Source organism: Halobaculum rarum (assembly GCF_040025155.1).
In the GTDB taxonomy this organism is placed as follows: domain Archaea; phylum Halobacteriota; class Halobacteria; order Halobacteriales; family Haloferacaceae; genus Halobaculum; species Halobaculum rarum.
On the sequence record NZ_CP157275.1, the window covers coordinates 2747775 to 2769816 of the forward strand.

The following is a 22042-nucleotide window of genomic DNA, read 5'->3' on the forward strand; positions in this document are numbered from 1 at the left end:
GGGAGGCCCGTCGTCGGTCGGCCGCTTCCGACGCCGCACCCACCGGTGTTTATCGGCCGGGACCACCACTTCGACGTATGGATTACCTCGCGGTCGCGGTGCGCTGGCGCGACCTCGCGGCCGACTCCGATGGCGGGCTGACGGGTAAACACCGCGTGCTCACGAGGACCGTCGCACCCGCGATGCGGGAGGCGGTCGCCGAGGGCCCGGTGGCCCTGTGGTTCCACTCCTTCTGGGACGCCGCCGGCCGCTACGAGGTGCCGACCCTCCGCGTCGTCTGCGGCGTCGACGGCGGCGGTGACGCGGCGGTCGCCGGCGCGACCGTCGCGGATGCCCTCTCGGCCCGCGGCGTCGCCGAAGGACAGTTCGACGTGGACCTCGCGTTCGACGCCGAGCGCCTCCGCGGCTACTGGGGCGAGCAGCTGGACCTGTGGGTCGAGGCGAAGTCCCGGCTGTCGACGCTCGCGGTCGCGGCGATCGAGGGATCGCTCGGGGAGTCGTACGCGTTCCACCGGACCGTGAACCGGCCGGGCCACGTCTGGGCGAACATGCTCGGCTGCTCGTATCTCGCGGAGGCAGGGGTGTACACCGCCCTCGCGCGGGGATACCTCCGACAGCTCAACCTCGGGGAGGGGCCGCAGTCGGACGCCGTCCGCGAGGCGATGACCGCCCTCGACGCCGCCGCCGACCACCTCCCCGACCCGATGCGGGAACTCGACAGCGAGGAACTGGCGGCGGTCAACGCCAGCGGGACGCGAACGCCCAACGGCGAGCAGTAGAACGTTCCTCCGGACTGTCGGACGGACTGTCGTGGGTCCGGACTCGGTGGCGACACCCCTACCCGAAGCCGACGGGTCTCACCCACAGTTCCGCGATCTACTCGCCGTCGGGGGCCTCGAACGTCACCGTCGTCAGGGTCCGTCCGAGGTGACACACCTCGTGTGGCGGGTCGCCGTGCACCTCCGCGATGCGGTACTCCTCGTCGAAGTCGGCGCCCAGCGGTTCACACAGCTCGTGACTCGGGCAGTCGACGTGCGGACACGGCCCCTCCAGTGACGCTCTCGAGCCGGCGTACGCGCCGCGGGAGGCGACGTTCGCGGTGACGGACGCGGGCTCGACCTCGACGGCGCGGACGCTCGCGTCCGCGTGGACGGCGCAGTCGAGCGCTTGCGTCCCGTCGCGGACGCCGGTCACGCGGTATCGCCGCCCCTCGGTGAGGTTGAGACACTGCCCGCGGTACGGACAGCCCTCGCAGGCGCTGGACTCCCCCTGGTAGACGAACTCGGTTCCCTCGGCGGCGATCTGTGTACCGATGAGCGTGACGATGGACATGGTGGAGATATCCCGCGCGCCGCTGATAACGGCGTCGCCGAGGGATCGGCCGCCGTCGTTCGGACGCGTGTTGCCGCCGGCGGCGACCCGCCGACTCGGCGACACGTCGACCCACCGACCCGCTTACCCGGCTGCGCGTCACTCGCCGCGGATCAGGTCGTCGAGCTTATCGAGGTACGCCTCCCGCGGGACCTGGTAGGCGCCGCGGTAGTCGATCGCGCCGCCGACGAACCGCTCGGTAACGTCGCGGACCCCGTCCAGGGCGTCCGTGCGGTCGTCGAACGTCGTCGACTCGGCCTCGACCTCCGGTTCGAGAAACAGCGTCACGTGCCATCGGTCGGTCCGGCGCTGTCCCGAACCCGGACGTGCGCGCCGGGAGCCGTTCGTGAGGTACACCGTGGGGAGACACGGCGCCGGGAACCGGTCGGCGTCGAACACGTCCGGCCGAAAGACGATGATCGCGCGGCCGTTCGGCTCCTCGTTCCACAGCAGCCAACCCTCGGCGAGCACGTCGGTGTCGAGTTCGGTGACTGTCGCCCCGGGCGTCGACTCGGATCCGGCGTCGACCGCCCTCTCGGATCCGCCGCCGGCCTCGGTGCCGTCGGCCGCGGCCTGTTCGTCGCTGTCGTCGGTCATGGCGGTCGTTATCCGTCCGGCGGCTTAGGCGCCACGCTCGGTATCCGGAACGATGAGACGAAGACACCGGTATTCGACGTACGTGGCTTCTGCCGGTGATATTCCGACGATCGTGTGATCCGATAACCGATCGAGGGCGCGACGGTAGCGGTAGCAATTGCCGACAGGCTTATGTGTGTTAACACCCACCACAACATATAGTCTCGGTCCGACCACGGGACGGAGGCAACGACCCCCACCGGCCGCCCTCACGACGATTCTGTTGGAGACGCAGCCCACGCCGGTTCCCCACGCGGTCGTGTGGTATGAGCGGACACGATGGTCCAGCGGTGCTCGGATCGGTGTCAGTCGGCGGAGCGGGCGTCGGCGCCGACACCGGGTGCCTGCGAGCGGGACCGTCGCGGTCGTCCCCGCACACGTGGCCCCACACATGAGTGAACAGACCGACAACGCGAACGACCGAACGGCGGGGGAGGCATCGAGAACGCACACGCTCGAGGAGCTCAGCCAGCAGTACAAGCGGTCGGTTCCCGCGGACCTCCGGGAGGCCAAGCCCTTCGAGTGGTATCTCCGGGAGGTCACGGCCGACCCCCGGATCGCACGCAACGCCCACCAGCGTGTCGCCGACATGTTCGACCACTACGGCACGCGCTACGACGAGGACGCGGGCGTCGTGGAGTACCTGCTCGCCTCGGAGGACCCGATCCACGACGGCGAGAACACTTTCTACGGTCGGGAGGTCCACGAATCGATCCACGAGTTCGTCAACAAGGTAAAATCGGGAGCCCGCGGACTCGGGCCCGAAAAGCGGATCAAGCTGCTGTTGGGTCCGGTCGGCTCGGGGAAGAGCCACTTCGACTGGCTCGTCCGACGCTACTTCGAGGACTACACCCGCCGCGACGAGGGGCGGATGTACACGTTCCGGTGGACCGACCTCTGTTCGGTGATCGAGGATCAGGACCCGGCCGACGATACCGTTCGGTCGGCGATGAACCAGGACCCGATCGTGTTGCTTCCCCAAGAGCAGCGCGACGGAGTGATCGACGAACTGAACGAGGGGCTCGACGCGCCGTACACGATCCGCAACGAGCAGAGCCTCGACCCCGCGTCGGGCTTCTACATGGACGAGCTGCTCGCTCACTACGAGGACGACCTGCAGGCGGTGCTGGAGAACCACATCGAGGTGGTGCGGCTCGTCGCCGACGAGAACCAGCGGCGGTCCATCGAGACGTTCGAGCCGAAGGACAAGAAGAACCAGGACGAGACGGAGCTCACCGGCGACGTGAACTACTCGAAGCTCGCGGTGTACGGCGAGAACGACCCGCGGGCGTTCGACTACGCGGGGGCGTTCTGTAACGCCAACCGCGGCATCTTCTCGGGCGAGGAGCTGTTGAAGCTCCAGCGGGAGTTCCTCTACGACTTCCTGCACGCCAGCCAGGAGCAGACGATCAAGCCACGAAACAACCCGCGGATCGACATCGACCAGGTGATCGTCGGCCGGACGAACATGCCCGAGTACCGGGACAAGAAGGGCGACGAGAAGATGGAGGCGTTCAACGACCGCACCAAGCGGATCGACTACCCGTACGTCCTGGAGTACGAGCAGGAGTCGGAGATCTACCGGAAGATGCTCCGCAACGCCGACGTTCCCGACATCCACATCGAGCCGCACGCCATGGAGATGGCCGGCCTCTTCGGCGTGCTCACTCGCGTCGAGGAGCCGACCGACGAGTCTATCTCGCTCGTCCAGAAGGCGAAGGCGTACAACGGCGAGCTCGACGAGACCGACGAGATCGACGAGCGAAAGCTCAGGGAGAACGGCGACCGTGCGGCCGACATCGCCGAGGGGATGGAGGGCGTCTCCGCCCGGTTCATCGGCGACGAGATCGCCGAGGCGATCATGGACTCCCGGCACAGAGGGCGGGGGTACCTCTCGCCGCTTGCGGTGTTCAAGCACTTCGAGCACAACCTCGAGAACCACGGGTCGATCCCGGAGGAGAAGCTCGACACGTACCACCGCTATCTCGAACTCGTCCGCGAGGAGTACAAAGAGCGGGCCATCGAGGACGTCCGCCACGCGCTCGCGTACGACGTCGACGAGATCCGCCGCCAGGGCGAGAAATACATGGACCACGTCATGGCGTACATCGACGACACGACCGTCGAGGACGACCTCACCGGCCGCGAGCAGGAGCCCGACGAGACGTTCCTCCGGTCGGTCGAGGAGAAGTTGGAGATCCCCGGAGACCGCAAGGACGACTTCCGCCAGGAGGTCGCGAACTGGGTGAGTCGCCGTGCCCGAGAGGGGTCGAGCTTCGATCCGCAGGAGAACGACCGGCTTCGGCGCGCCCTCGAGCGGAAACTGTGGGAGGACAAGAAACACAACATCAACTTCTCCGCGCTGGTGTCGGCCGGGGAGCTCGACGACGACGAGCGCGCCGCGTGGGTCGACGCCCTGACCGAGCAGGGCTACTCCGCTGACGGCGCTCGCGAGGTGCTGGAGTTCGCCGGCGCGGAGGTCGCCAAAAGCGAGCTCGAGGACTGAGATGTCCGAGATGACAGAGTCGACGGACTACCTCGCGCGCGCCGACGAGACCCTCCGGGGCGCCTACGAGCCGCCCCGCTCGCTCGCGGAGTTCGTCGACCTCGCGTTCGAGCGTCCGGGGGTCGCAAGCCACGCCGCAAGATACGTCCTGTCGGCGATCGAGTCGATGGGCACCCGCACCGTCGTCGAGGAGGGCGTCGAGCGCGAGCGCTACCGCTTCTTCGACGACCCCGCCAACGACGGCGAACACGCGGTGCTCGGCAACACGGGCGTGCTCAACGCGTTCGTCGACGACCTCCGAACCGTCGCCTCGGGGCGGGGGAAAGAAGAGAAGATCCACTGGTTCGACGGCCCGACGGCGACCGGCAAATCGGAGCTGAAGCGCTGTCTGATCAACGGCCTGCGCGCGTACTCGAAGACCGAGGAAGGGCGCCGATACACCGTCGAGTGGAACATCGCCGCCCGCGACGAGGACCGGAGCCTCAGCTACGCCGCCGGCGACGACGACGATGACGACTGGTACGAGTCGCCGGTGCAGGCGAACCCGCTGTCGGTGTTCCCCGCTGAGGTTCGGGCGGACCTCGTGGACGCGCTCAACGCCGCCCATGACGGACACATCCCGATCCGGGCAGACTCGGAGCTGGACCCGTTCAGCCGCGAGGCGTTCGAGATTCTGGAGGAACGCTACCGCCGAGCCGGCCGTCGAGACCTGTTCTCGGCGGCGACGGACCGCCGACACCTTCGCGTGAAGAACTACATCGTCGACGTCGGCAGGGGGATCGGCGTCCTCCACGCCGAGGACGACGGCTCCCCGAAGGAGCGGCTCGTCGGTTCGTGGATGCCCGGGATGCTCCGGGAACTGAACGCCCGCGGGCGCAAGGACCCCCGCGCGTTCAGCTACGACGGCGTCCTCTCGCAGGGTAACGGCCTGCTCACGGTCGTCGAGGACGCCAGCCAGCACGCCGACCTGCTCCGGAAGCTGCTGAACGTTCCCGACGAGAAGCGGGTGAAGCTCGACAAGAGCATCGGGATGGACCTGGACACCCAACTGGTCGTCATCTCCAACCCCGACCTCGACGCCGAGTTGGAGCAGTTCGCCGACCGCAACGACCGCGACCCGCTGAAGGCGCTCAAGCGCCGACTCGACCGCCACGAGTTCCGCTATCTCACCAGCCTCTCGCTGGAGACGGAGCTGATCCACCGCGAGCTGACCGACGAGACGACGGTCTGGGCCGACGAGATCGACGCCGCCGACCCCGAGGCGGCCCACGACCGGCTCCGCGACCGGATGGCTGCGCCGCTCTCGATCCGGATGCGCGACGATCGCGGTCGCCTCCGCACCCGCGAACTCGCGCCCCACGCGCTGGAGGCGGCGGCGATGTACGCGGTCGTCACCCGCCTCGACGCCGAGAACCTGCCCGCCTCGATCGGCCTGATCGACAAGGCGTTGCTGTTCGACCGCGGCGTCGTCCGCGACGGCGACGAGCGCGTTGACGCCGACGAGTTCGAGTTCGACGGCGACGACGGCACCCACGGGATCCCCGTCACGTACACGCGGGACACGATCGCGGACCTGCTCCACGGCGAGACGGACCGCGCACACCCCGAGCTCCCGGTCGAGGACGTGATCACTCCCGAGGACGTCCTCCACGCGATGGCCGAGGGGCTCGCGACGGCGCCCGTGTTCTCGCGCGCGGAGATCGCCGAGTACGAGGGCCGGCTGGCGACGGTGAAGGACCACGCGTTCGAGCTGCAGGAGGCGGACGTGCTCGACGCCGTGCTCTCGGACAAAGGGGTCCCGGAGGAGACCGTCGAGGAGTACGTCGCGCACGTGTTCGCGTGGGACGCCGACGAGCAGGTGGAGACCGACCGCGGCACCGTAGACCCGGACCCGCTGCTGATGAAGGTGTTCGAGACCGACCATCTGGGCCGCTTCGGCGAGGACGACTACGTGGGCAACGATCCGAGCGAGGCCGTCGAGGCGTTCCGCAGGGAGACGGTGATCACGGCGTTGAACCGCTACGCCTGGGAGCACCGCGACGAGGACTTCTCGGTCGCGGACGTGGACCTCTCGACGGTCCCGGTGATCCGCGCGGTGCTGGAGGCGCACTCGTGGGAGGACGTCCGCCGCATCTACGACGACCTGGACCCCGCGCAGTGGGACGACCCGCCCGCGAACACCGAGACCGCCCGGGTGAAGGCGGCGACGATCGACCACATGACGACCGAACAGGGGTACAGCGAGGCGTCGGCCGAGCTGGCCAGCAGACACGTGATGCGCGAGGTGAAGGGCCGATGGGACTGAGGGAGGACCTCGAACGGTTCCGGGAGATCGGCGACGAGCGCCGCCCGGACCTCGCGGAGTTCATCCGCGAGGGCGACCTCTCGGGGTCCTCACGGGACGCCGTTCGGATCCCGGTGAAGCTGGTCGACCTCCCGTCGTTCGAGTACGACCAGCGCGACATGGGCGGCGTCGGCCAAGGACAGGGCGGCACGCCCCAGCCCGGCCAACCCGTCGACGTGCCCGGCGACCCCGGAGACGCCGACGGCGACGAGGACGGCGAGGAGGGCGAACCGGGCGAGGACGGCGGCGAGCACGGCTACTACGAGATGGATCCCGAGGAGTTCGCCCGGGAGTTGGACGAGGAGCTCGGGCTCGATCTGGAGCCGAAGGGCAAACGCGTCGTCGAGGACGTCGAGGGCGACTTCACCGAGCTGACGCGGGCGGGCCCGAACTCCACGCTCGACTTCGAGCAGCTGTTCAAGCGCGGCCTCAAACGGAAGCTGGCCACCGACTTCGACGAGGAGTACGTCCGGGAGGCGTGCCGGGTCGCCGGCGCCGACGCCCGCGACGTGTTCGAGTTCTGCCGGGAGGAGAACGTGCTCGTCTCGCTGGCGTGGATCCGCGAGGCGATCGCGGAGCTGGAGGCCGAGGGCGTCTCCCTCGACGAGTACGACGACTTCGACGACTTCGCCGCGCGTGTCGAGCGCGATCCGATCGCCGCACGCATCCGCCGGGACGGCCTGCAGCAGGTCCCGTTCCGTCGCGAGGACGAGCGCTACCGCCAGCCCGAGGTGGTCGAGAAGAAGCAGAAGAACGTCGTCGTCGTGAACATCCGCGACGTGAGCGGGTCGATGCGCGAGACGAAACGCGAGCTCGTCGAGCGCACGTTCACGCCGCTGGACTGGTACCTCACCGGCAAGTACGACGAGGCGGAGTTCCGCTACGTCGCCCACGACGCCGACGCGTGGGAGGTCGAGCGCGGGGAGTTCTTCGGGATTCGCTCGGGCGGCGGGACGCGCATCTCCAGCGCGTACGAGCTGGCCGCGGAGATCCTCGAGGAGTACCCCTGGAGCGAGTGGAACCGCTACGTGTTCGCCGCCGGCGACTCCGAGAACTCCAGCAACGACACCGTCGAGAACGTCGTGCCGCTGATGCGCGACATCCCGGCGAACCTCCACGCGTACGTGGAGACCCAGCCGGGCGGCAACACGATCAACGCCACCCACGCCGAGGAGGTCGAACGGGAACTGGCCGACCAAGACAACGTCGTCGTCGCGCGCGTCGCCGGTCCCGAGGACGTGACCGACGCGATCCACACGATCCTCTCGACGGAGGGGACGGAGAACTGAGACAATGATCCACGACGAACGAGTCGCGACCCGTCGCGTCGCCGCGGAGCTGGTTGAGCCGGCCGAGCGCGCCAGGGAACTGGCCGAGCGGCTCGGGCTCCGCCCGTACCCGGTGAACTACTGGGTCGTGACCTACGACGAGATGAACGAGCTCATCGCCTACGACGGGTTCCAGACGCGGTACCCGCACTGGCGGTGGGGGATGAAGTACGACCGCCAGCGCAAGCAGGACACCTTCGGCATGGGAAAGGCGTTCGAGATCGTCAACAACGACAACCCCTGTCACGCGTTCCTGCAGGAGTCGAACACGCCGGCCGACCAGAAGGCAGTCATTACGCACGTCGAGGCGCACGCCGACTTCTTCCGCAACAACGAGTGGTTCGGTCGGTTCGCGGGCGAACGCGAGGACCCCGACGCCGCCGCGATGCTGGAGCGCCACGCCGAGACCGTCGCGGACCACATGTCGAACCCGGAGGTCGACCGCGAGGACGTCGAGCGGCTCATCGACGCCGTGTTGTGCATCGAGGATACGATCGACCAGCACCGGGCGCTCGCGGCCGAGCGCGGCGACGACGGAGAGTTCGACGAGGAGTTGGTCGACATCGAGGAGCGCCTCGATCGGCTCGGCCTCTCCCCGGAAGTTCGCGATCAGGTGTTCGACACCGAGTGGGTCGACGACCAACGCGACCGTGAGCGGCTGCCGGAGCCACGCCCGGACGTGCTCGCGTACGTCCGCGAGCACGGCGAGCGGTTCGACGACGAGGAGGGGAAAGCCGTCGAGCGCGAGCCGTGGGCCGACGAGGTGATCGAGCTCCTCCGGCGGGAGGCGTACTACTTCGCGCCCCAGAAGATGACGAAGGTCATGAACGAGGGGTGGGCCTCGTACTGGGAGTCGCTGATGATGGGCGACGAGCGCTTCGCCGGCGACGACGAGTTCCTCACCTACGCCGACCACATGGCGCGGGTGCTGGGGTCGCCGGGGCTCAACCCCTACAAGCTCGGCTTCGATATCTGGCGGTACGTCGAGAACGGCGCCAACCGCCGCGAGGTCGTCGACAAACTGCTGCGCGTCGAGGGAGTGACGTGGCGGACCTTCCACGACGTGATCGACTTCGACGAGGTGGCGGACCTGCTGGAGCCCGACCCGGCGATCGCGGGCGTCACCGCCGACACGCTCGACGACCTCGATCCCGAGGACCCCCGCGTCGACGCCGACGCGCTCGCGCGGGCGAAGGCCGGCGACCTCGACGTCGACGCGTACCCGTGGGCCGTGCTGACCCACGAGGGACTGTGCGAGCGGCACTTCTCGCTGGCGAAGCCGGCGAACAGGGGGTTCCTCCGCCGGATCGGGCGCTCGGAGCTGGAGCGGGTCGCCCGGTACATGTTCGACGACGAGGTGTACCCGGACGTGGAGTCGGCGCTCTCGGACGTGGACTACGGCGCCGGCTGGACACGCATGCGCGAGGTCCGTGAGAGCCACAACGACGTGACGTTCATCGACGAGTTCCTCACCGAGGAGTTCGTCGTCGAGGGTAACTACTTCACCTACGAGTACTCGGAGTCTGCAGAGGGGTACCGCGTCGCCAGCGTCGACGCCGACGACGTGAAGCGGAAGCTCCTCCTCCGGTTCACGAACTTCGGGAAGCCGACGATCGCGGTGTACGACGGCAACTACGACAACCGCGGGGAGCTCCTGTTGGGACACCGCTACAACGGCGTCGCGCTCGACATCGAGCAGGCGAACCAGACGCTCGAACGCGTGTTCGACCTGTGGGGTCGGCCGGTCAACCTCGCGACGATCGTCACCGAGTACGACGACCACGAGGTGGAGATCGCCCGTCGCCGCGGACGCGAACCCAACGGCGAGGAGATCCCGGTCCGCCTCCGCTACGACGGCGAGACGGCCGAACGGCACGCGCTGGAGCCCGACCTGGCCGAGCAGATCGGGGCCGACGACATCGACTACGACACCACGCCCGAGGAGTGGCTGGCGTAACCGACCCGTCCACTCCCTCACCTCACATCACCCCGCCCCACCCTCACCGGGCTGGAATCCACGAGGCGCTTTTCTGACGCGCCGTCGAACCGATCGCATGGCGAACTCAGACCCCCGAAACGGCGTTCGCGCCCGGATCGAGGACGGCGGCGTCGCGCTGGGCGTGCTCGACTCGACGTACGACCCCTCGATGGTCGAGCTGTACGGGGAGCTCGGGCTGGACTTCGTCTGGCTCGACATGGAGCACGGCGGGCCCGACCCCTGGGACGGCCCGACCGTCGAACACCTCCTGCGGGCGGCCGAGCGAACCGGGATCGAGCCGCTCGTGCGCCTCCCCGACAGCGAGCCGACGCTCGTGCGGAAGGCGCTCGACCTCGGTGCCCGGTCGGTGTTCCTCCCGCGAGTGGAGACGGCCGCGGAGGTGGAGGCGGCCGTCACGTCCGCCCGGTTCCGCTACGACGGCGAGCCGGGAGACCGCGGCCTCGCCGCGCCGCGGGCGCGCCGCTGGGGGCTCAAGCAGGGGTACGTCGAGGCGGAGGACCGCGAGACGCTCGTCGGCACCACCGTCGAGACGGTCGAGGCGGTCGAGAACATCGAGTCGATCCTCGACGTCCCCGATCTGGGGTTCGTGTTCATCGGGCCCCTCGACCTCTCGGTGCAGCTTGGCCACCCCGGCGAGCTCGACCACCAGGAGGTTCAGGACGCCGTCGACCGCGTCCGCACCGCGGCGCTGGAGGCGGACGTTCCGGTCGGCGGGCTCGGATTCGGCATGGACGACGTGAACGAGAAGGTCGACGACGGCTATCAGATCCTCAATCTGGGGAGCACCGCCGGGGCGGTCCAGTCCGTGGTGGGCGACTGGCTCGACGCCTACGACGGCGAGCGCCCCTGACCCGACGGCGGGCGACAGTCGGCGACGCGCTCACTCCGGGAGCGATACCGCTCGCCACGCAGCGAACGCGAGAAATGCTCGGTCAGGGATTTGAACCCTGGTCGTCGGCTCGAAAGGCCAACATGATTGGCCGGACTACACCAACCGAGCGCAACATCTGCTACCCGGCGCGGTATGTTAATCCCATCGGATCCGACCGAACGCGCCGGACCGTCGTGTGAACCGTTCGCTCACCTGACCGCCACCGACGACGGCTCAGGTCCAGTCGTCGAGGCCCGTCTGCGTGAGCGCCTCCTCGATGCGCTCGAAGCCGCGCTCGACCTCGTCAGGGTCGACCTCCCACTCGTCGACGACGTACGCTCGCGCGGCGTCGACGTCAGGGGTGATCGTCGTGTCGAACGCGTAGTCGTCGGTGACCGGCGGCGAGTGGAAGAACTCGCGGATGCGATCGGCGTTGGGGATCTCGGCGTCGCGGGCCTCCAGGACCGCGAACAGGTCGCCGTGCTCCTTCACGGCCGTCAGGGCGGTCTTCGGCCCGACCCCACGAACGCCCTCGTTGAAGTCCGTGCCGCACAGCATCGCCACGTCGACGAGCTGCTCGTAGGTGATGTCGTGGTCCGCGAGGGTCTTCTCGAGGTCCATCAGCTCCGGGTCCCCCTTCGAGGTGAGCTGTCGGAGCGTGTGCGGCCCCCCGAACAGCATCGTGTCGTAGTCCTCGCTGCCCGAGAAGTCGGCGTCGCCGACGCGGTTCATGTACGCACACTGGGCCTCGCCCTCCGCTGGGGCCTCGACGACCGGCACGTCGAGCAGGCGTAGCACCTCCCGGGAGGTCTCGTGGATGGTGTCGGTGAGCCGCTGCGTGCGCGCCTCCAGGCGCGCCGCCTCGACCGAATCACCGCGCTCCTCGGCCTCCTTCCTCCGCTCTTCGGCCTCCTCGCGCGCCGCTCGGCGCTTCGCGACCTCGTCGTCCTTCAGGTCGGTGACGCCCCCGTCGAAGACGAACACCGGCGTGAGGTCGTTGTCGAAGAACTTCGGCAGCCCCTGGACGATCCCGATGAGGTTCGCGACCTCCTCGCCCTCGTCGGTGGTGTAGCGGTGGTCGCCGGTGAACTTCACCGTCGTCGTGAGATACCGGTACAGCCAGTTGTGCGCGTCCACCGCGACCACCCCGGAGAGGTCCTCGAAGGCGACGTCCTCGATGTGCGCGATGTCACGCAGATCCGCGTTTCCCATTGTCGGACCGTTGGGTCGGCAGGGTTTGAACCTCCCGAGTTCACACGTTCGACTGGCGACCCGGATCGGCCGTCGCCGACCGCCGCGAACGTATTCGGACGAACGCTCTTTGTGATAGGCGTGGTAGCGACGATCGGATGTTGCCACGTCTGTCTTCCTCGATTCGGAGTAGGGCCGTGGATCGTGAGGTTCCGTCCGCGGACCCGTCGTCCGCCGAAGCGACCGCGTCATCGACGGGAGGATCGGTGTGACGGCGGTCGAGTTCGACGAGGAGCGCGAGTACGACGACGACCGGTTCTCGGCCGTCGAGGCGTTCCGTAGTGACCGGATGAAGGTGGTCTGCGGCTACTTCGAGCCGGGTCAGTTCATTCCGGTCCACGCCCCGTCGAGCGACGTGACGATCTCCGTCCGATCGGGAACCGGGATCGTCAGGGACGGGCAGATCGACCGCCGCGTCGAACCGGGCGACGTTGTCGTGGTCGAGGCGGGCATCGCCCGCGGGGTCAAAGCCGACGAGGACGGCAGGCTCGAGGCGCTGCTCGTCACCGCGCCACCCCCGACCGACGCCGAACACGAGCCCGTTCGCGCCGGACTACAGCGGGGCGAGTTCGACCCGCGGGGTAATGCTGAATGACGACCGTCCGCACGCTCGCCGAACTGGAGGGTGAACCGCACGCGAACGTCTTCCCGGACGACGAGCCGAAGACGATCAGACTCACGCTCGCGGACGGCGAGGAGGTTCCGTCACACACCCACCCGGGGCGAGATATCGTCTTCTACCTCCTCGAGGGCGCGGTCGAACTCCACCTCGGAGAGGAGACGCACGAGCTGACGGCCGACGACATCGCCCGGTTCGAGGGCGAACGGGAGATCTCGCCCCGTGCGCTCGAGGACAGCACCGCGCTGATCGTGCTCGCGCCTCGGTCGGACGAGTAGCGGGCGCCCGATACGCCGTTCGGCGAGTAGCCTATCCGGGCGACCCCACCCGGTCAGCCTACTCGGGTTCGGCGACCGTTTCGAGGTAGTCGAACTGCGCGTCCAACTCGGATCGCCGTTGCCGCGAGATGACGGTGGAATCGAGTACTTCGCCGACGAGCGGCACGTCGAGCGCGAACTCGGTCGTCGCGCGGACCTCCGTTCCGGCGTCGGTCGGCTGCAGCGTGTACGCCGTCCACATCTCCTCGAAGATCCCCTCGCGCTGTTCGTACGCGAGGACGGCGTCGGGGTCGTCCACGATCTCCAACACCAGCGTGATCTCCGTGATCCCGACGTCGTTCGTGATCTCGATCGTCCGTCCGTCCACGCGGACGTCGTCGAACCCCGCGGCGCGGGTGAACGCCTCGATATCGAGGATCGCCTCCCGAACCCCGTCCGCGGACGCCGGTATCTCTCGTGCCACCGTGACCGATTGCATGTCTCCGGGTTCGTCCGGGTCCACGGTATCGGTGTCGGGGAACATGTTCGTCGCCGGGGTTTTGCGGGGGGAGACCGAACGTTCACGTACCGATGAGCACGTCTCACGATCACGACCACGCTGAAGCCGACCCCGTCACCGACCGGATGCACGACACCTCCTGGTCGGCGAACCTCGAACACCCGAAGCACGCGTCCGACCGGGACCTCCTCGTCTCCCAGGCGGTCGACGCGATCGAACACACCGAGCCGGGGAACCACGTCAATCTCGTCACGCACGGCGACCACGGTCACCCCTCCGAGTACCTCTACGAGGCCCTCGAGGACCGGACCGACGGCGACCTCGAGTGGGAGTACATCGAGCAGTGCGGCTGCGGCGGCCACGTGACCCGAGTGTACGTCGACTAGGCGCGTCTCTCGGCGATCATGTTCGGGGGCACTCACAGGCCGCCGGAGGACGTATCGCCACCCATGGTAGGATTCCCGTCACCGTTCGGCGACTCCGACGACGACTTCTTCGACGAGTACGACGAGTTCGCCCCGGAGCATCTTCCGGGCCCGGGCGAGTTCCTCGACGGCCATCGGGTTCTCACCGACGAGGAGCACGTTCGGTTTCACGAACTGACCCGCGACCTGTTCGAGGAGCGGACGGTGTACGACATGACGTTCAACTACAACCTCGCCCGGTTGAACCTCGACATCCGCCACACGACCGCCGGATACCGGTACGCCGAGGAGGCGGACGACCCCTCGGTCCTCCGGGCGGAGTTCACGCCGACGACCCAGTTCTGCCCGCAGACGCACACGCTGACGATCGGGTCCTTCCGCGCGTGGAACGGGCTCTCCGACCGGCACGACTACGATCTGGTCCGGGTTCGGGCCGCGTCGATGCACCAGAACAGCGAGTCGATCAACGACCGACTCGAGGAGTTGGAGGAGGAGTACCGTTCGACCGGCGAGATCAGCCACGTCCCCGGCGAGGACGGGGCTCCCCCCATGGGGCGTGCGACGGAGACGGAACCGCCGAGCAGCGGCGGTCCGAGCGCGCCCTTCTGAGCGACCTCTCGGTACATCTCGTGTGCGGATATCGGTAGCGAGTCGGCTCAGTTAGTTCGGTTCGACGGGGTCGGCGGCGTCCTCGCGTGCCGGGTCCGAGTCCGTTCGGAGCGTGTCGAAGAGAACTCCCGGGATCGAATGGGGACTGTGAATTCTGATCACCTGTAGGATGTTGGCGACGAAGCAGAGCGCACCGACAAAGACGAGTCCGCCACCGACGGCGGTCGCGTCCCGCGGAAGCGCGAGCAGATCCGCGGCGACGAGCACCGCCGTCCCGCCGCCCAGGAGGAGGAAGTCGACGGCCGCGAGCCGGTCGTCGTAGAGGTCGTCGATCATCGGGACGGCCTCGTACCCGAGCAGGTCGCTGTAGCGGTGGACCCAGATGATGAACGGCACGACGTGATACAGCGTCCCGAGGACGACGAAGCCGATCACGCCCAACACGAGGAGGTGAACGGTACCGGGCGCGCCGAACAGCGCGGACGCAGCGAGCGGATCACCGAGCCAGGCCGGAAGCGTGAGCAGCCCCCACAGCGTGAGCGCGGGGACGACGACCGCGTACCGCGAGAGCATCGGCGTCCGCTCGACTCGCGTCTCGTGGAGCCGCCGTCCGAGGATCACGGCGAAGCCCAAGAGCGAACCGACGATGAGCAGTCCGCCGACTCGCGCGACTGTCGCCGCATCCAGCAACCGACCGAGCGCGAGGAGGAGGACGCCGGACGGGTAGGCGACCTCCTCCACGCGACGAAGGTGGACGTCGATTCCGTGGAGTTCCGTCTGCGTGAACATCGCCGCGAGCTGGTAGAGCGCCCCCAGCACCGTCGTGAGGACGGCCCCGAAGACGGCGAGCGTGGCGTGGGCACCGAGGACGTTCGCCCGGCCGATCGACGAGCCGGCGAAGACGGGACGGACGAACCCCACGGCGAGGACGACGCCGAGAGTGCTCACGAGCAGGAAGAAGCCGAGCGCGATGCCGAAGTGGCGCTCGGTCACGTCGTACGCGGAGACCGACGCGAGGGTTCGTCCCATGTTGTACACGAACGTCCAGAACCCGAGCAGCATCACGCCGCCGAACGCCGGGATCCACGCCATGTAGCCGCCGAGGAGGCTCCCGGCGAACCCGACCAGCCCGACCGTGACCAGCCACAGCTGCACGGACGACAGTCGTCGCGAGTGAAGTCCCGTGCCGGACCAGACGGGAACGAACTGCGTCATCGCCCCCATGATCGTGAGACAGACCCAGCCGGCCAACAGCAGGTGGACGTGAGAGAGCACGGCGTACCCGCCGGCCACGTCGAGTGCGACGCCGACCGCGACGAGGAGGCCGACGAGCAACAGGCCGAGCCCGACGACGAAGTGTCGCAGCGGGACCGTCATCGGCGGCTGGTGATCCGTGTCGATATCGCCGGGAACTGCGCCCATAGGCGGCAGTAGGGTTCCCGGGGTCCTGCCGGTGTCCCCGAACATCTTTGTCGAGGGTCCGGCTGACCGCGTCAGTAACATGTTCGGAGTAACTGGCTGGTTCCTGTGGCACCGAGGTTCCGACGTGACCAACGAGACATCGCCGATCGCAGGGACGAGCGCACCGACGGACCGACCGCGAGAGACGTTGGACGCTCGGGACCTCCCGCCGCCACAACCGTTGCAGAACACCCTCGAGCGCTTGGCCGAGATCGACGCCGAGACGGTCCTCGTCCAGCGTAACGATCGGGTGCCCCAGCACCTGTATCCGAAATTGAGCGATCGGGGATACGAGTACGAGACGGTCGAGCGCGACGACGTCGTTACGACGGTGATCTGGACACCGAATCCGGGCGAGTAGCACCTCGACGATCGGATCGGCTCAGTCGAACGCTCCCCCGTCGACGTCGGGCGGCCCCCGCCCGCGCTTTCGCCGGGCGAACGACCGCTCGTCGTCGCCCACGTCCTCGCGGGCGGCGATCGTCGCCAGGCCATCGCGGTAGGTGTCCGGGTCGACGGCGGGCGACTCGTCGGCCGGCCGCTCCAGCACCAACTCCGCGATCCCGGTCTCGCGACCGGTCCACGCGAACCCGACCTTGTGCAGCGCCTCGTAACTGTAGGCGTTGTTGACGGCGATACGGACGCGCTCGTAGCCCCGCTCGGCGGCGCGGGCGACGACGAACGCGCACAGCCGCGGGCCGATCCCCTCGCCGCGTCGGTCGCGGCGAACGGTCACGTACCTGAGCCACAGCGCGTCGGGGTCGGTGCGGTCCTCGTTGAACGCCACCGCGCCCGCGGGCGCGACGTACTCGCGTTTCGGATCGTCGGGAACCCGGAACTCGGCCGACTCGTCGCCGCTGTCGTCGATGTCGCCGTCGACGGCAACGGCCTTCCCCGTGCTCGACATGGCGAACTTCCCCGCGTAGGCGTATTCGCGATGGTCGAGCCGGAGCACGATCCCGTCGGCGGGCCAGCCGAGCAGTCGAAGCTCCACGGCCGCCGTTGGCGCCGGCGGGGCTTCAGTTCGGCGCCACGGCTTTGTCGGAAGGGCGCGTCCGGAACGACATGTTCGGTCACGGCGACGTGGGATTCTTCGACCGCATCGCCCCCCTGTACGACGCGTTCATGCCGCCGGCGAGCGCCGAGGACCTGCGCGCGGGGCTGGCGTTCGCACATCGTCCGGTCGAGCGCGTCGTCGACCTGGGCGGCGGGACGGGACGCGCCAGCCGGACCCTCCAAGAGGCCGGCCTCGACCCCGTCGTGTTCGACTACTCGGCGGGGATGCTCCGACGCGCCGGCGAGGCGGGCCTCCCGGGCGTTCGCGCCGACGCCGCGACGCTACCGGTTCGCGACGGATCCCTCGACGCCGTCGTCGTCACGGACGCGCTTCATCACTTCCCGGAGCCGGAAGCCGCGATCGGGGAGGTCGCCCGAGCGCTTGCCCCCGGCGGCGTGCTCGTGATCCGCGAGTTCGACCCAACCACCCGCCGCGGGCGAGCGTTGGCGACGCTGGAGTCGGTCGCGGGGATGGACTCGCAGTTCTTCGGCGCGGAACGGCTCGTCGGCCTGCTCGGCGACGCGGGGCTGCGCGGGCACGTCGTCGACCCCGGCTTCGGCTACACCGTCGTCGGGGTGAAGCCGACCCGACCGGAGAGGGGCCCGGCGAACGGCGACGCGTCCGAGGGGACGGCGTCGACCGAGGAACGCGGGCGTTAAGCCGGGCGGGGCTAACGGGCGCGTATGGCAACGGATTCGGGCACGGACTCGTTCCTCGCAAACCGGGTCGACCGGGCCGCGCTCCCGCTCGCGGTCGGCGACCTGCTCGTTATCGTCGCGTTCATCTACGTCGGCACGGTCCAGCACGGGACCGTCCCGTTCCCCCCGACGGGCGCGGGCGACGCGCTCACACTCCTGACCGTGGCGGCACCGTTCCTCGTCGGCTGGATCGTCGCGGCGCCGCTGATCGGGGCGTACTCCGCGGGCGCCGCCGAGTCGGCGAAGGCGTCGGTGCCGCTCGCGATCCGGTCGTGGATCCCCGCCGCGGCCGTCGGGCTGATCATCCGCGCGACGCCGGTCGTCGAGGGCGGCGTCGCGATCACCTTCGCGATCGTGATGTTCGTCGTCGGCTCGGTGTCGCTGGGCGTGTGGCGGTACGTGGCCGGGCAGTTCATCTGAGCGCGGGCGAGTCGCTCACGCGTCACTGATCCTTCGAGAAGTCGGTGGGGCTGGGATTCGAACCCAGGAGGCTTGCGCCATCTGCTTTCAAGGCAGACGCAATAGGCCACTCTGCCACCCCACCAAGATTGAAATCTTGGCCCCGCCGCAGTCACGCGATTTCGGGCTTTGAAATCCGAAACAAACGATGAACGCCGACCCAATCCAAGCTAACTTCAGTCAGCCCGGAACAGTCGAAGCCCATCATCACGGGGTGTGTGCGGATGAGTGACCCCGACAAAGTTGAAGGTATCGTTACCATGAGCGCCGAGTCCCACGATACACTCAACAACCGGCAGGTCATCGCATACAAGGCTCATCGATCACAATACATCAAGTGGCTCTGCCGCATGGGGAACGCCCCTGACAAGCTGGAAGGCTACGCTCACGACACCTCAAAGGTCTACGCGAGTGTACTGGACAAGTTCCACCGATGGGCTTGGGAGCAAGGAGGAGAATACACTCTCGACCTCACTCACCAAGAGGCCGATACCTACCTGCGTAACATGGTACTGGCAGACAACGAATACTCCGACAGCTATCTCCACAACATAAAGCTCGGACTCAAGTCGTACTTCCGTTTTCGAGACGACGCCGACGAATGGGAGTGTGAGATCACGATCTCTTCCGACTCCGGAGCCAAGCAACCGAAGGATCTCCTCCATCAGGACGAGCGGAAGGCGATCCGGGAAGCCTCTCTTGAGTTCGGAACAGTTCCCTCATATCACGCGCTTGATCCTGAAGGACGAGAGAAGTGGAAGAAGTACCTCGGCCGGCGCTTCGGGAAAGCCATGCGGGATGTTGGACCTACCGAGTTCGAGCGTGCAAATGGATTCAAGTACCCAAGCATCGTCCACGCGAGCCTCGATGCCGGGCTTCGACCCATTGAGGTTGGGCGCGCTAAGACGTATTGGGTGGACTTAGACAACGCTGCACTTCGAATCCCTGCCGACGAGTCTTCGAAGAACGAGGACAACTGGTCAGTCAGCCTTCGACGGGAGACAGCAGAATATCTCGCTCGATGGATGGAAGAACGACCGATGTACGAGAAGTACGACGATACAGATTCGCTGTGGCTGACTCGCCACGATAATCCATACAGTTCATCGTCTCTGAAGTATCTCCTCGATCAGCTTTGTGAGATCGCAGGCATTGAGCGGGGTCTTTCGTGGTATGCAATCCGACACTCCACGGGGACGTACATGGCCCGGGAGGAAGACCTCGCGGCAGCGCAATCACAGCTCCGGCACAAGTCGGTCGAAACCACCATGAAGTACGACAACGTGTCGATAGAAGACCGTCGGGATGCGCTTGACCGGATGGGCTGAGTCAGACACTACAGCGCTCGAACTGAAGGTGAGAATCGCGCACTTCGCCGCGAGGAGTTCGGAATGGATTAGCGCGTTTCTTTAAACACTTCTCGGGCCACAACTCCGGGGGTTCGACCACCCAAGACTACCTTTCGTTCTTTGTAGAAATTCGACACCGCTGCGGATTTCGGTAGTACTATGCCTGCGGACGTTGTTATAAGAGTAGAGGCAGATTCTCGCGGGACTCCCCTTTCGGCAGTCGAGACTATGTTGTAACACTCGGCGGATCAGCGCATTGAGGGAGGGTAGATCGAACCGCTGAGAGGCTTCTACACCAGCCTAAGTAAATGACTATCGACGTATCTACGTCCACAACAACGAATAGTGGCAAGACGACTGTTATCGACTGGTTCGAAACGGCCCACCCGGATACGACACCACTTGTCCGGTATGGGTTTCCACGAGACGGCGGGGGCCAGACGCAAGAACTGAAACTCCGGTCGCTGTATGAGCCTGTTCCTGAGGAGGCCATCACATCGAGCGCGATCTACTTCGTCACGGATGACCAACTCGCCCGCTTGGAGAAGTTCGCAGACAACCCCTACGCGATAAAAGGGAGCAAGAACATCGTCAAGGAAATTCAAGGCGAGTGTGAGGACGCTGACCGCGTCCGTTACCCTGTATATGCGGAAAGTGACGCTCGCGATGACGGCGTCTCTTTCACCACGATGACCGAATGGATTCGTGGGTTCGTTGAGAGCGAACTGAATGATTCTCCCGCTGAGTGTACGTTCTGGTACTCGGGTAGTCGATCAATTCACGTTCACGTCCCGAAGTTCCTCACGCACACGCAATTGACGGAAGTTCGGAGGAGAGCCGAACAGTTCTGTGAGGAGAGGGACGCAGAACTCGATACAGGGATCTACAAAGCGAAACAGCAATTCCGACTCCCGGGGGCGACTCATCGAAAGAGTGCAGGTGCGTTCCAAAAGGTGCGCATTGACCCATCGTGGGAGAACGACCGGATCATCCGAACTGCTGGTGAAAATCACAGTCGCCCTGAGTCGTACCTCGATATGCTCGAAACAACGTTCTCCCCACAAATGGACGGAGAGGGGTTCGCACTTGATCTGGACACTCCTGAGGACGACATTGAGACACCACTCATAGAGCGAAAGGAATACCCAGAGAACGCTTACGATGTGCCAGAATGGTCGATGTACTGGAGCCAAGAGTTCTCTCCCTACGCCAAAGCGGTAGGCAATCCTCGAAGCCTTGCGGTTTTTGAGGTGAAACGGGGAGCGTTCGCACGGGAGGATAAACGAAATGGTGCGCCGATGGTTCCTGTGTGGTTCATTGGGGCCATCGGTTGCGACCCGAACTTCACGAAAGAGACGGAACATGGGGCGCTCCAACTCTCAGAAGGTAAAGGTAAGGACTACGAGAAATGGGTCAACGGCGAGTATCGCCCTGGCGACTACGTCGTGATCCACGGTGGCCAGAGTCGTAGTTCCATCATCCACTCAGTCACGAAGATCGAGGCACTACAAGCAGGCTATCACCTCATTCGTGAGGGTGGTGGTCGTAACGCCGCTCGTAGGTATCTGTCCGATCAAGGATACGAAGTTGGTGCGTCTGGCTCAAAGGGGACAACTACATCGAGTGGAGGAACATCTTCCGGCGAACCCAAAGGGATCTTTCCGGCGCGAAAGAACTCGGGGAATCCGGCTGAAGACCTCCAACGAAAGGCCGAACTCGATGGTATCGAATCGATCACACATCCGCAACGAGTCCGCGTAGCTTGTCGTCACCTCCGCCAAGGATGGGAACCAACGTGGAACTGGTTCAAGGAACAGTACGGTTCCGACTTCGACTCGGATCTTACGTGGAAGTTGCTTCGAGGAGTAGTTGAGAACCCGGACTACACGGAGTACAACGACATTGACGTACCGGACAAGCCTACCTGACCTTTCCTTCCACTACACACACAACAACTCACTAAGTTATGTTGCGAAACCGCTGTACTGCGTCGGGGCACATAGATAGATGTTCCGAGTAGTACTTAAACTCTGGAGGTGTTGGTGTCCTGATATGACTTCCTCGATCAACTCTTCGGATTGTCGGACACCGTATGATCGAGTAGAACGCCGCTCATGCAACCGAGATCAGGTGTGACCACTACCTCATGGAGAGTCGAGGACGAGGCAGGTAGCCAATCTGGACGGGTAGAAAGCCATCAGAAGATACTCTTCTCTTGTGGACTGTGACGATGCAGAAACGGGTGGATCTCAGGGAAAATTGAGACAGAATTGTCCACTCAA

At 66.3% G+C, this 22042-nt stretch carries 21 protein-coding genes and 2 tRNA genes; 15 read left to right on the plus strand and 8 right to left on the minus strand.

Features of this window, described 5'->3' with window-relative positions:
- The first annotated feature begins 77 nt into the window (after positions 1–77).
- The gene (locus tag ABJD39_RS13955) at positions 78–779 is read left to right on the plus strand and encodes a hypothetical protein (protein WP_348609927.1); all 702 of its coding nucleotides are present in this window, start codon (positions 78–80) and stop codon (positions 777–779) included.
- Positions 780–876: 97 nt separating this feature from the next.
- Here the strand turns inward: ABJD39_RS13955 and ABJD39_RS13960 are convergent, their stop codons facing one another.
- Positions 877–1332 (minus strand): UPF0179 family protein, encoded by a 456-nt coding sequence (locus ABJD39_RS13960; protein ID WP_348609930.1) that lies wholly within the window; start codon positions 1330–1332, stop codon positions 877–879.
- A gap of 138 nt (positions 1333–1470) precedes the next feature.
- Positions 1471–1968 (minus strand): DUF5820 family protein, encoded by a 498-nt coding sequence (locus ABJD39_RS13965; protein WP_348609933.1) that lies wholly within the window; start codon positions 1966–1968, stop codon positions 1471–1473.
- Between the two features lie 430 nt (positions 1969–2398).
- On the opposite strand from ABJD39_RS13965, the gene ABJD39_RS13970 reads away from it, so the two are divergent.
- From ABJD39_RS13970 to ABJD39_RS13990, 5 genes are all read left to right on the plus strand, one after another.
- A complete protein-coding gene (locus tag ABJD39_RS13970; protein WP_348609936.1) occupies positions 2399–4513 on the plus strand; it encodes a PrkA family serine protein kinase in 2115 nt (704 codons plus the stop codon).
- Between the two features lie 10 nt (positions 4514–4523).
- The gene (locus tag ABJD39_RS13975) at positions 4524–6818 is read left to right on the plus strand and encodes a PrkA family serine protein kinase (RefSeq protein ID WP_348613653.1); all 2295 of its coding nucleotides are present in this window, start codon (positions 4524–4526) and stop codon (positions 6816–6818) included.
- A complete protein-coding gene (locus tag ABJD39_RS13980; RefSeq protein ID WP_348609938.1) occupies positions 6809–8146 on the plus strand; it encodes a DUF444 family protein in 1338 nt (445 codons plus the stop codon). Before ABJD39_RS13975 ends, ABJD39_RS13980 begins: the two co-directional genes overlap by 10 nt.
- Positions 8147–8150: 4 nt before the next feature.
- Positions 8151–10142 carry a SpoVR family protein gene (locus tag ABJD39_RS13985; protein WP_348609941.1) on the plus strand — a complete coding sequence of 664 codons (1992 nt, stop codon included), beginning with the start codon at positions 8151–8153 and terminating at the stop codon, positions 10140–10142.
- A gap of 97 nt (positions 10143–10239) precedes the next feature.
- A complete protein-coding gene (locus tag ABJD39_RS13990; protein ID WP_348609944.1) occupies positions 10240–11034 on the plus strand; it encodes an HpcH/HpaI aldolase family protein in 795 nt (264 codons plus the stop codon).
- A 75-nt stretch (positions 11035–11109) separates the two neighbouring features.
- Here the strand turns inward: ABJD39_RS13990 and ABJD39_RS13995 are convergent.
- Together ABJD39_RS13995 and fen are read right to left on the minus strand one after the other, a co-directional pair.
- Positions 11110–11184 (minus strand) — tRNA-Glu (locus ABJD39_RS13995).
- 105 nt (positions 11185–11289) lie between these two features.
- The gene (fen, locus tag ABJD39_RS14000) at positions 11290–12267 is read right to left on the minus strand and encodes a flap endonuclease-1 (protein WP_348609947.1); all 978 of its coding nucleotides are present in this window, start codon (positions 12265–12267) and stop codon (positions 11290–11292) included.
- Between the two features lie 247 nt (positions 12268–12514).
- Between fen and ABJD39_RS14005 the strand changes: the two genes are divergently transcribed.
- Positions 12515–12901: a cupin domain-containing protein gene (locus tag ABJD39_RS14005; protein WP_348609949.1), complete on the plus strand. Its 387-nt coding sequence runs from the start codon at positions 12515–12517 to the stop codon at positions 12899–12901.
- Positions 12898–13203 carry a cupin domain-containing protein gene (locus ABJD39_RS14010; protein ID WP_348609951.1) on the plus strand — a complete coding sequence of 102 codons (306 nt, stop codon included), beginning with the start codon at positions 12898–12900 and terminating at the stop codon, positions 13201–13203. Before ABJD39_RS14005 ends, ABJD39_RS14010 begins: the two co-directional genes overlap by 4 nt.
- A 58-nt stretch (positions 13204–13261) precedes the next feature.
- On the opposite strand, the gene ABJD39_RS14015 is transcribed toward ABJD39_RS14010, so the two are convergent.
- Positions 13262–13681: an SRPBCC family protein gene (locus ABJD39_RS14015; protein ID WP_348609954.1), complete on the minus strand. Its 420-nt coding sequence runs from the start codon at positions 13679–13681 to the stop codon at positions 13262–13264.
- A gap of 92 nt (positions 13682–13773) precedes the next feature.
- Between ABJD39_RS14015 and ABJD39_RS14020 the strand changes: the two genes are divergently transcribed.
- Positions 13774–14088, plus strand: a complete 315-nt coding sequence (locus ABJD39_RS14020; protein WP_348609957.1) for a CGCGG family putative rSAM-modified RiPP protein — start codon at positions 13774–13776, stop codon at positions 14086–14088.
- Between the two features lie 63 nt (positions 14089–14151).
- Entirely contained in the window at positions 14152–14736 is a 585-nt protein-coding gene (locus tag ABJD39_RS14025; protein ID WP_348609960.1) for a hypothetical protein, read from the plus strand.
- Between the two features lie 51 nt (positions 14737–14787).
- On the opposite strand, the gene ABJD39_RS14030 is transcribed toward ABJD39_RS14025, so the two are convergent.
- Positions 14788–16158, minus strand: a complete 1371-nt coding sequence (locus tag ABJD39_RS14030) for a hypothetical protein (RefSeq protein ID WP_348609963.1) — start codon at positions 16156–16158, stop codon at positions 14788–14790.
- A gap of 124 nt (positions 16159–16282) precedes the next feature.
- Between ABJD39_RS14030 and ABJD39_RS14035 the strand changes: the two genes are divergently transcribed.
- Entirely contained in the window at positions 16283–16558 is a 276-nt protein-coding gene (locus ABJD39_RS14035; RefSeq protein WP_348609966.1) for a DUF2249 domain-containing protein, read from the plus strand.
- A gap of 21 nt (positions 16559–16579) precedes the next feature.
- Here the strand turns inward: ABJD39_RS14035 and ABJD39_RS14040 are convergent, their stop codons facing one another.
- Complete coding sequence (locus tag ABJD39_RS14040) at positions 16580–17191, minus strand: GNAT family N-acetyltransferase (RefSeq protein ID WP_348609969.1); 612 nt, start codon at positions 17189–17191, stop codon at positions 16580–16582.
- Between the two features lie 71 nt (positions 17192–17262).
- Here ABJD39_RS14040 and ABJD39_RS14045 point away from each other — a divergent pair, with 71 nt between their 5' ends.
- The gene (locus tag ABJD39_RS14045) at positions 17263–17913 is read left to right on the plus strand and encodes a class I SAM-dependent methyltransferase (RefSeq protein WP_348609972.1); all 651 of its coding nucleotides are present in this window, start codon (positions 17263–17265) and stop codon (positions 17911–17913) included.
- 24 nt (positions 17914–17937) lie between these two features.
- The gene (locus ABJD39_RS14050) at positions 17938–18372 is read left to right on the plus strand and encodes a DUF3054 domain-containing protein (RefSeq protein ID WP_348609975.1); all 435 of its coding nucleotides are present in this window, start codon (positions 17938–17940) and stop codon (positions 18370–18372) included.
- Between the two features lie 42 nt (positions 18373–18414).
- Here the strand turns inward: ABJD39_RS14050 and ABJD39_RS14055 are convergent.
- Positions 18415–18496, minus strand: a tRNA-Ser gene (locus ABJD39_RS14055).
- Positions 18497–18635: 139 nt separating this feature from the next.
- On the opposite strand from ABJD39_RS14055, the gene ABJD39_RS14060 reads away from it, so the two are divergent.
- Together ABJD39_RS14060 and ABJD39_RS14065 are read left to right on the plus strand one after the other, a co-directional pair.
- On the plus strand, positions 18636–19739 hold the full coding sequence (locus tag ABJD39_RS14060; RefSeq protein ID WP_348609978.1) for a tyrosine-type recombinase/integrase: 1104 nt from the start codon (positions 18636–18638) through the stop codon (positions 19737–19739).
- 329 nt (positions 19740–20068) lie between these two features.
- A complete protein-coding gene (locus ABJD39_RS14065) occupies positions 20069–21688 on the plus strand; it encodes a hypothetical protein (RefSeq protein WP_348609981.1) in 1620 nt (539 codons plus the stop codon).
- The last annotated feature ends 354 nt before the right edge of the window (positions 21689–22042 follow it).

Bases quoted from the DNA above. Each gene is read 5' to 3' on its own strand.
- ABJD39_RS13955 (WP_348609927.1), top strand. From the start codon at position 78: ATGGATTACCTCGCGGTCGCGGTGCGCTGGCGCGACCTCGCGGCCGAC.
- ABJD39_RS13960 (WP_348609930.1), bottom strand. From the start codon at position 1,332: ATGTCCATCGTCACGCTCATCGGTACACAGATCGCCGCCGAGGGAACC.
- ABJD39_RS13965 (WP_348609933.1), bottom strand. From the start codon at position 1,968: ATGACCGACGACAGCGACGAACAGGCCGCGGCCGACGGCACCGAGGCC.
- ABJD39_RS13970 (WP_348609936.1), top strand. From the start codon at position 2,399: ATGAGTGAACAGACCGACAACGCGAACGACCGAACGGCGGGGGAGGCA.
- ABJD39_RS13975 (WP_348613653.1), top strand. From the start codon at position 4,524: ATGACAGAGTCGACGGACTACCTCGCGCGCGCCGACGAGACCCTCCGG.
- ABJD39_RS13980 (WP_348609938.1), top strand. From the start codon at position 6,809: ATGGGACTGAGGGAGGACCTCGAACGGTTCCGGGAGATCGGCGACGAG.
- ABJD39_RS13985 (WP_348609941.1), top strand. From the start codon at position 8,151: ATGATCCACGACGAACGAGTCGCGACCCGTCGCGTCGCCGCGGAGCTG.
- ABJD39_RS13990 (WP_348609944.1), top strand. From the start codon at position 10,240: ATGGCGAACTCAGACCCCCGAAACGGCGTTCGCGCCCGGATCGAGGAC.
- fen (WP_348609947.1), bottom strand. From the start codon at position 12,267: ATGGGAAACGCGGATCTGCGTGACATCGCGCACATCGAGGACGTCGCC.
- ABJD39_RS14010 (WP_348609951.1), top strand. From the start codon at position 12,898: ATGACGACCGTCCGCACGCTCGCCGAACTGGAGGGTGAACCGCACGCG.
- ABJD39_RS14015 (WP_348609954.1), bottom strand. From the start codon at position 13,681: ATGCAATCGGTCACGGTGGCACGAGAGATACCGGCGTCCGCGGACGGG.
- ABJD39_RS14020 (WP_348609957.1), top strand. From the start codon at position 13,774: ATGAGCACGTCTCACGATCACGACCACGCTGAAGCCGACCCCGTCACC.
- ABJD39_RS14025 (WP_348609960.1), top strand. From the start codon at position 14,152: ATGGTAGGATTCCCGTCACCGTTCGGCGACTCCGACGACGACTTCTTC.
- ABJD39_RS14030 (WP_348609963.1), bottom strand. From the start codon at position 16,158: ATGGGCGCAGTTCCCGGCGATATCGACACGGATCACCAGCCGCCGATG.
- ABJD39_RS14045 (WP_348609972.1), top strand. From the start codon at position 17,263: ATGTTCGGTCACGGCGACGTGGGATTCTTCGACCGCATCGCCCCCCTG.
- ABJD39_RS14050 (WP_348609975.1), top strand. From the start codon at position 17,938: ATGGCAACGGATTCGGGCACGGACTCGTTCCTCGCAAACCGGGTCGAC.
- ABJD39_RS14060 (WP_348609978.1), top strand. From the start codon at position 18,636: ATGAGTGACCCCGACAAAGTTGAAGGTATCGTTACCATGAGCGCCGAG.
- ABJD39_RS14065 (WP_348609981.1), top strand. From the start codon at position 20,069: ATGACTATCGACGTATCTACGTCCACAACAACGAATAGTGGCAAGACG.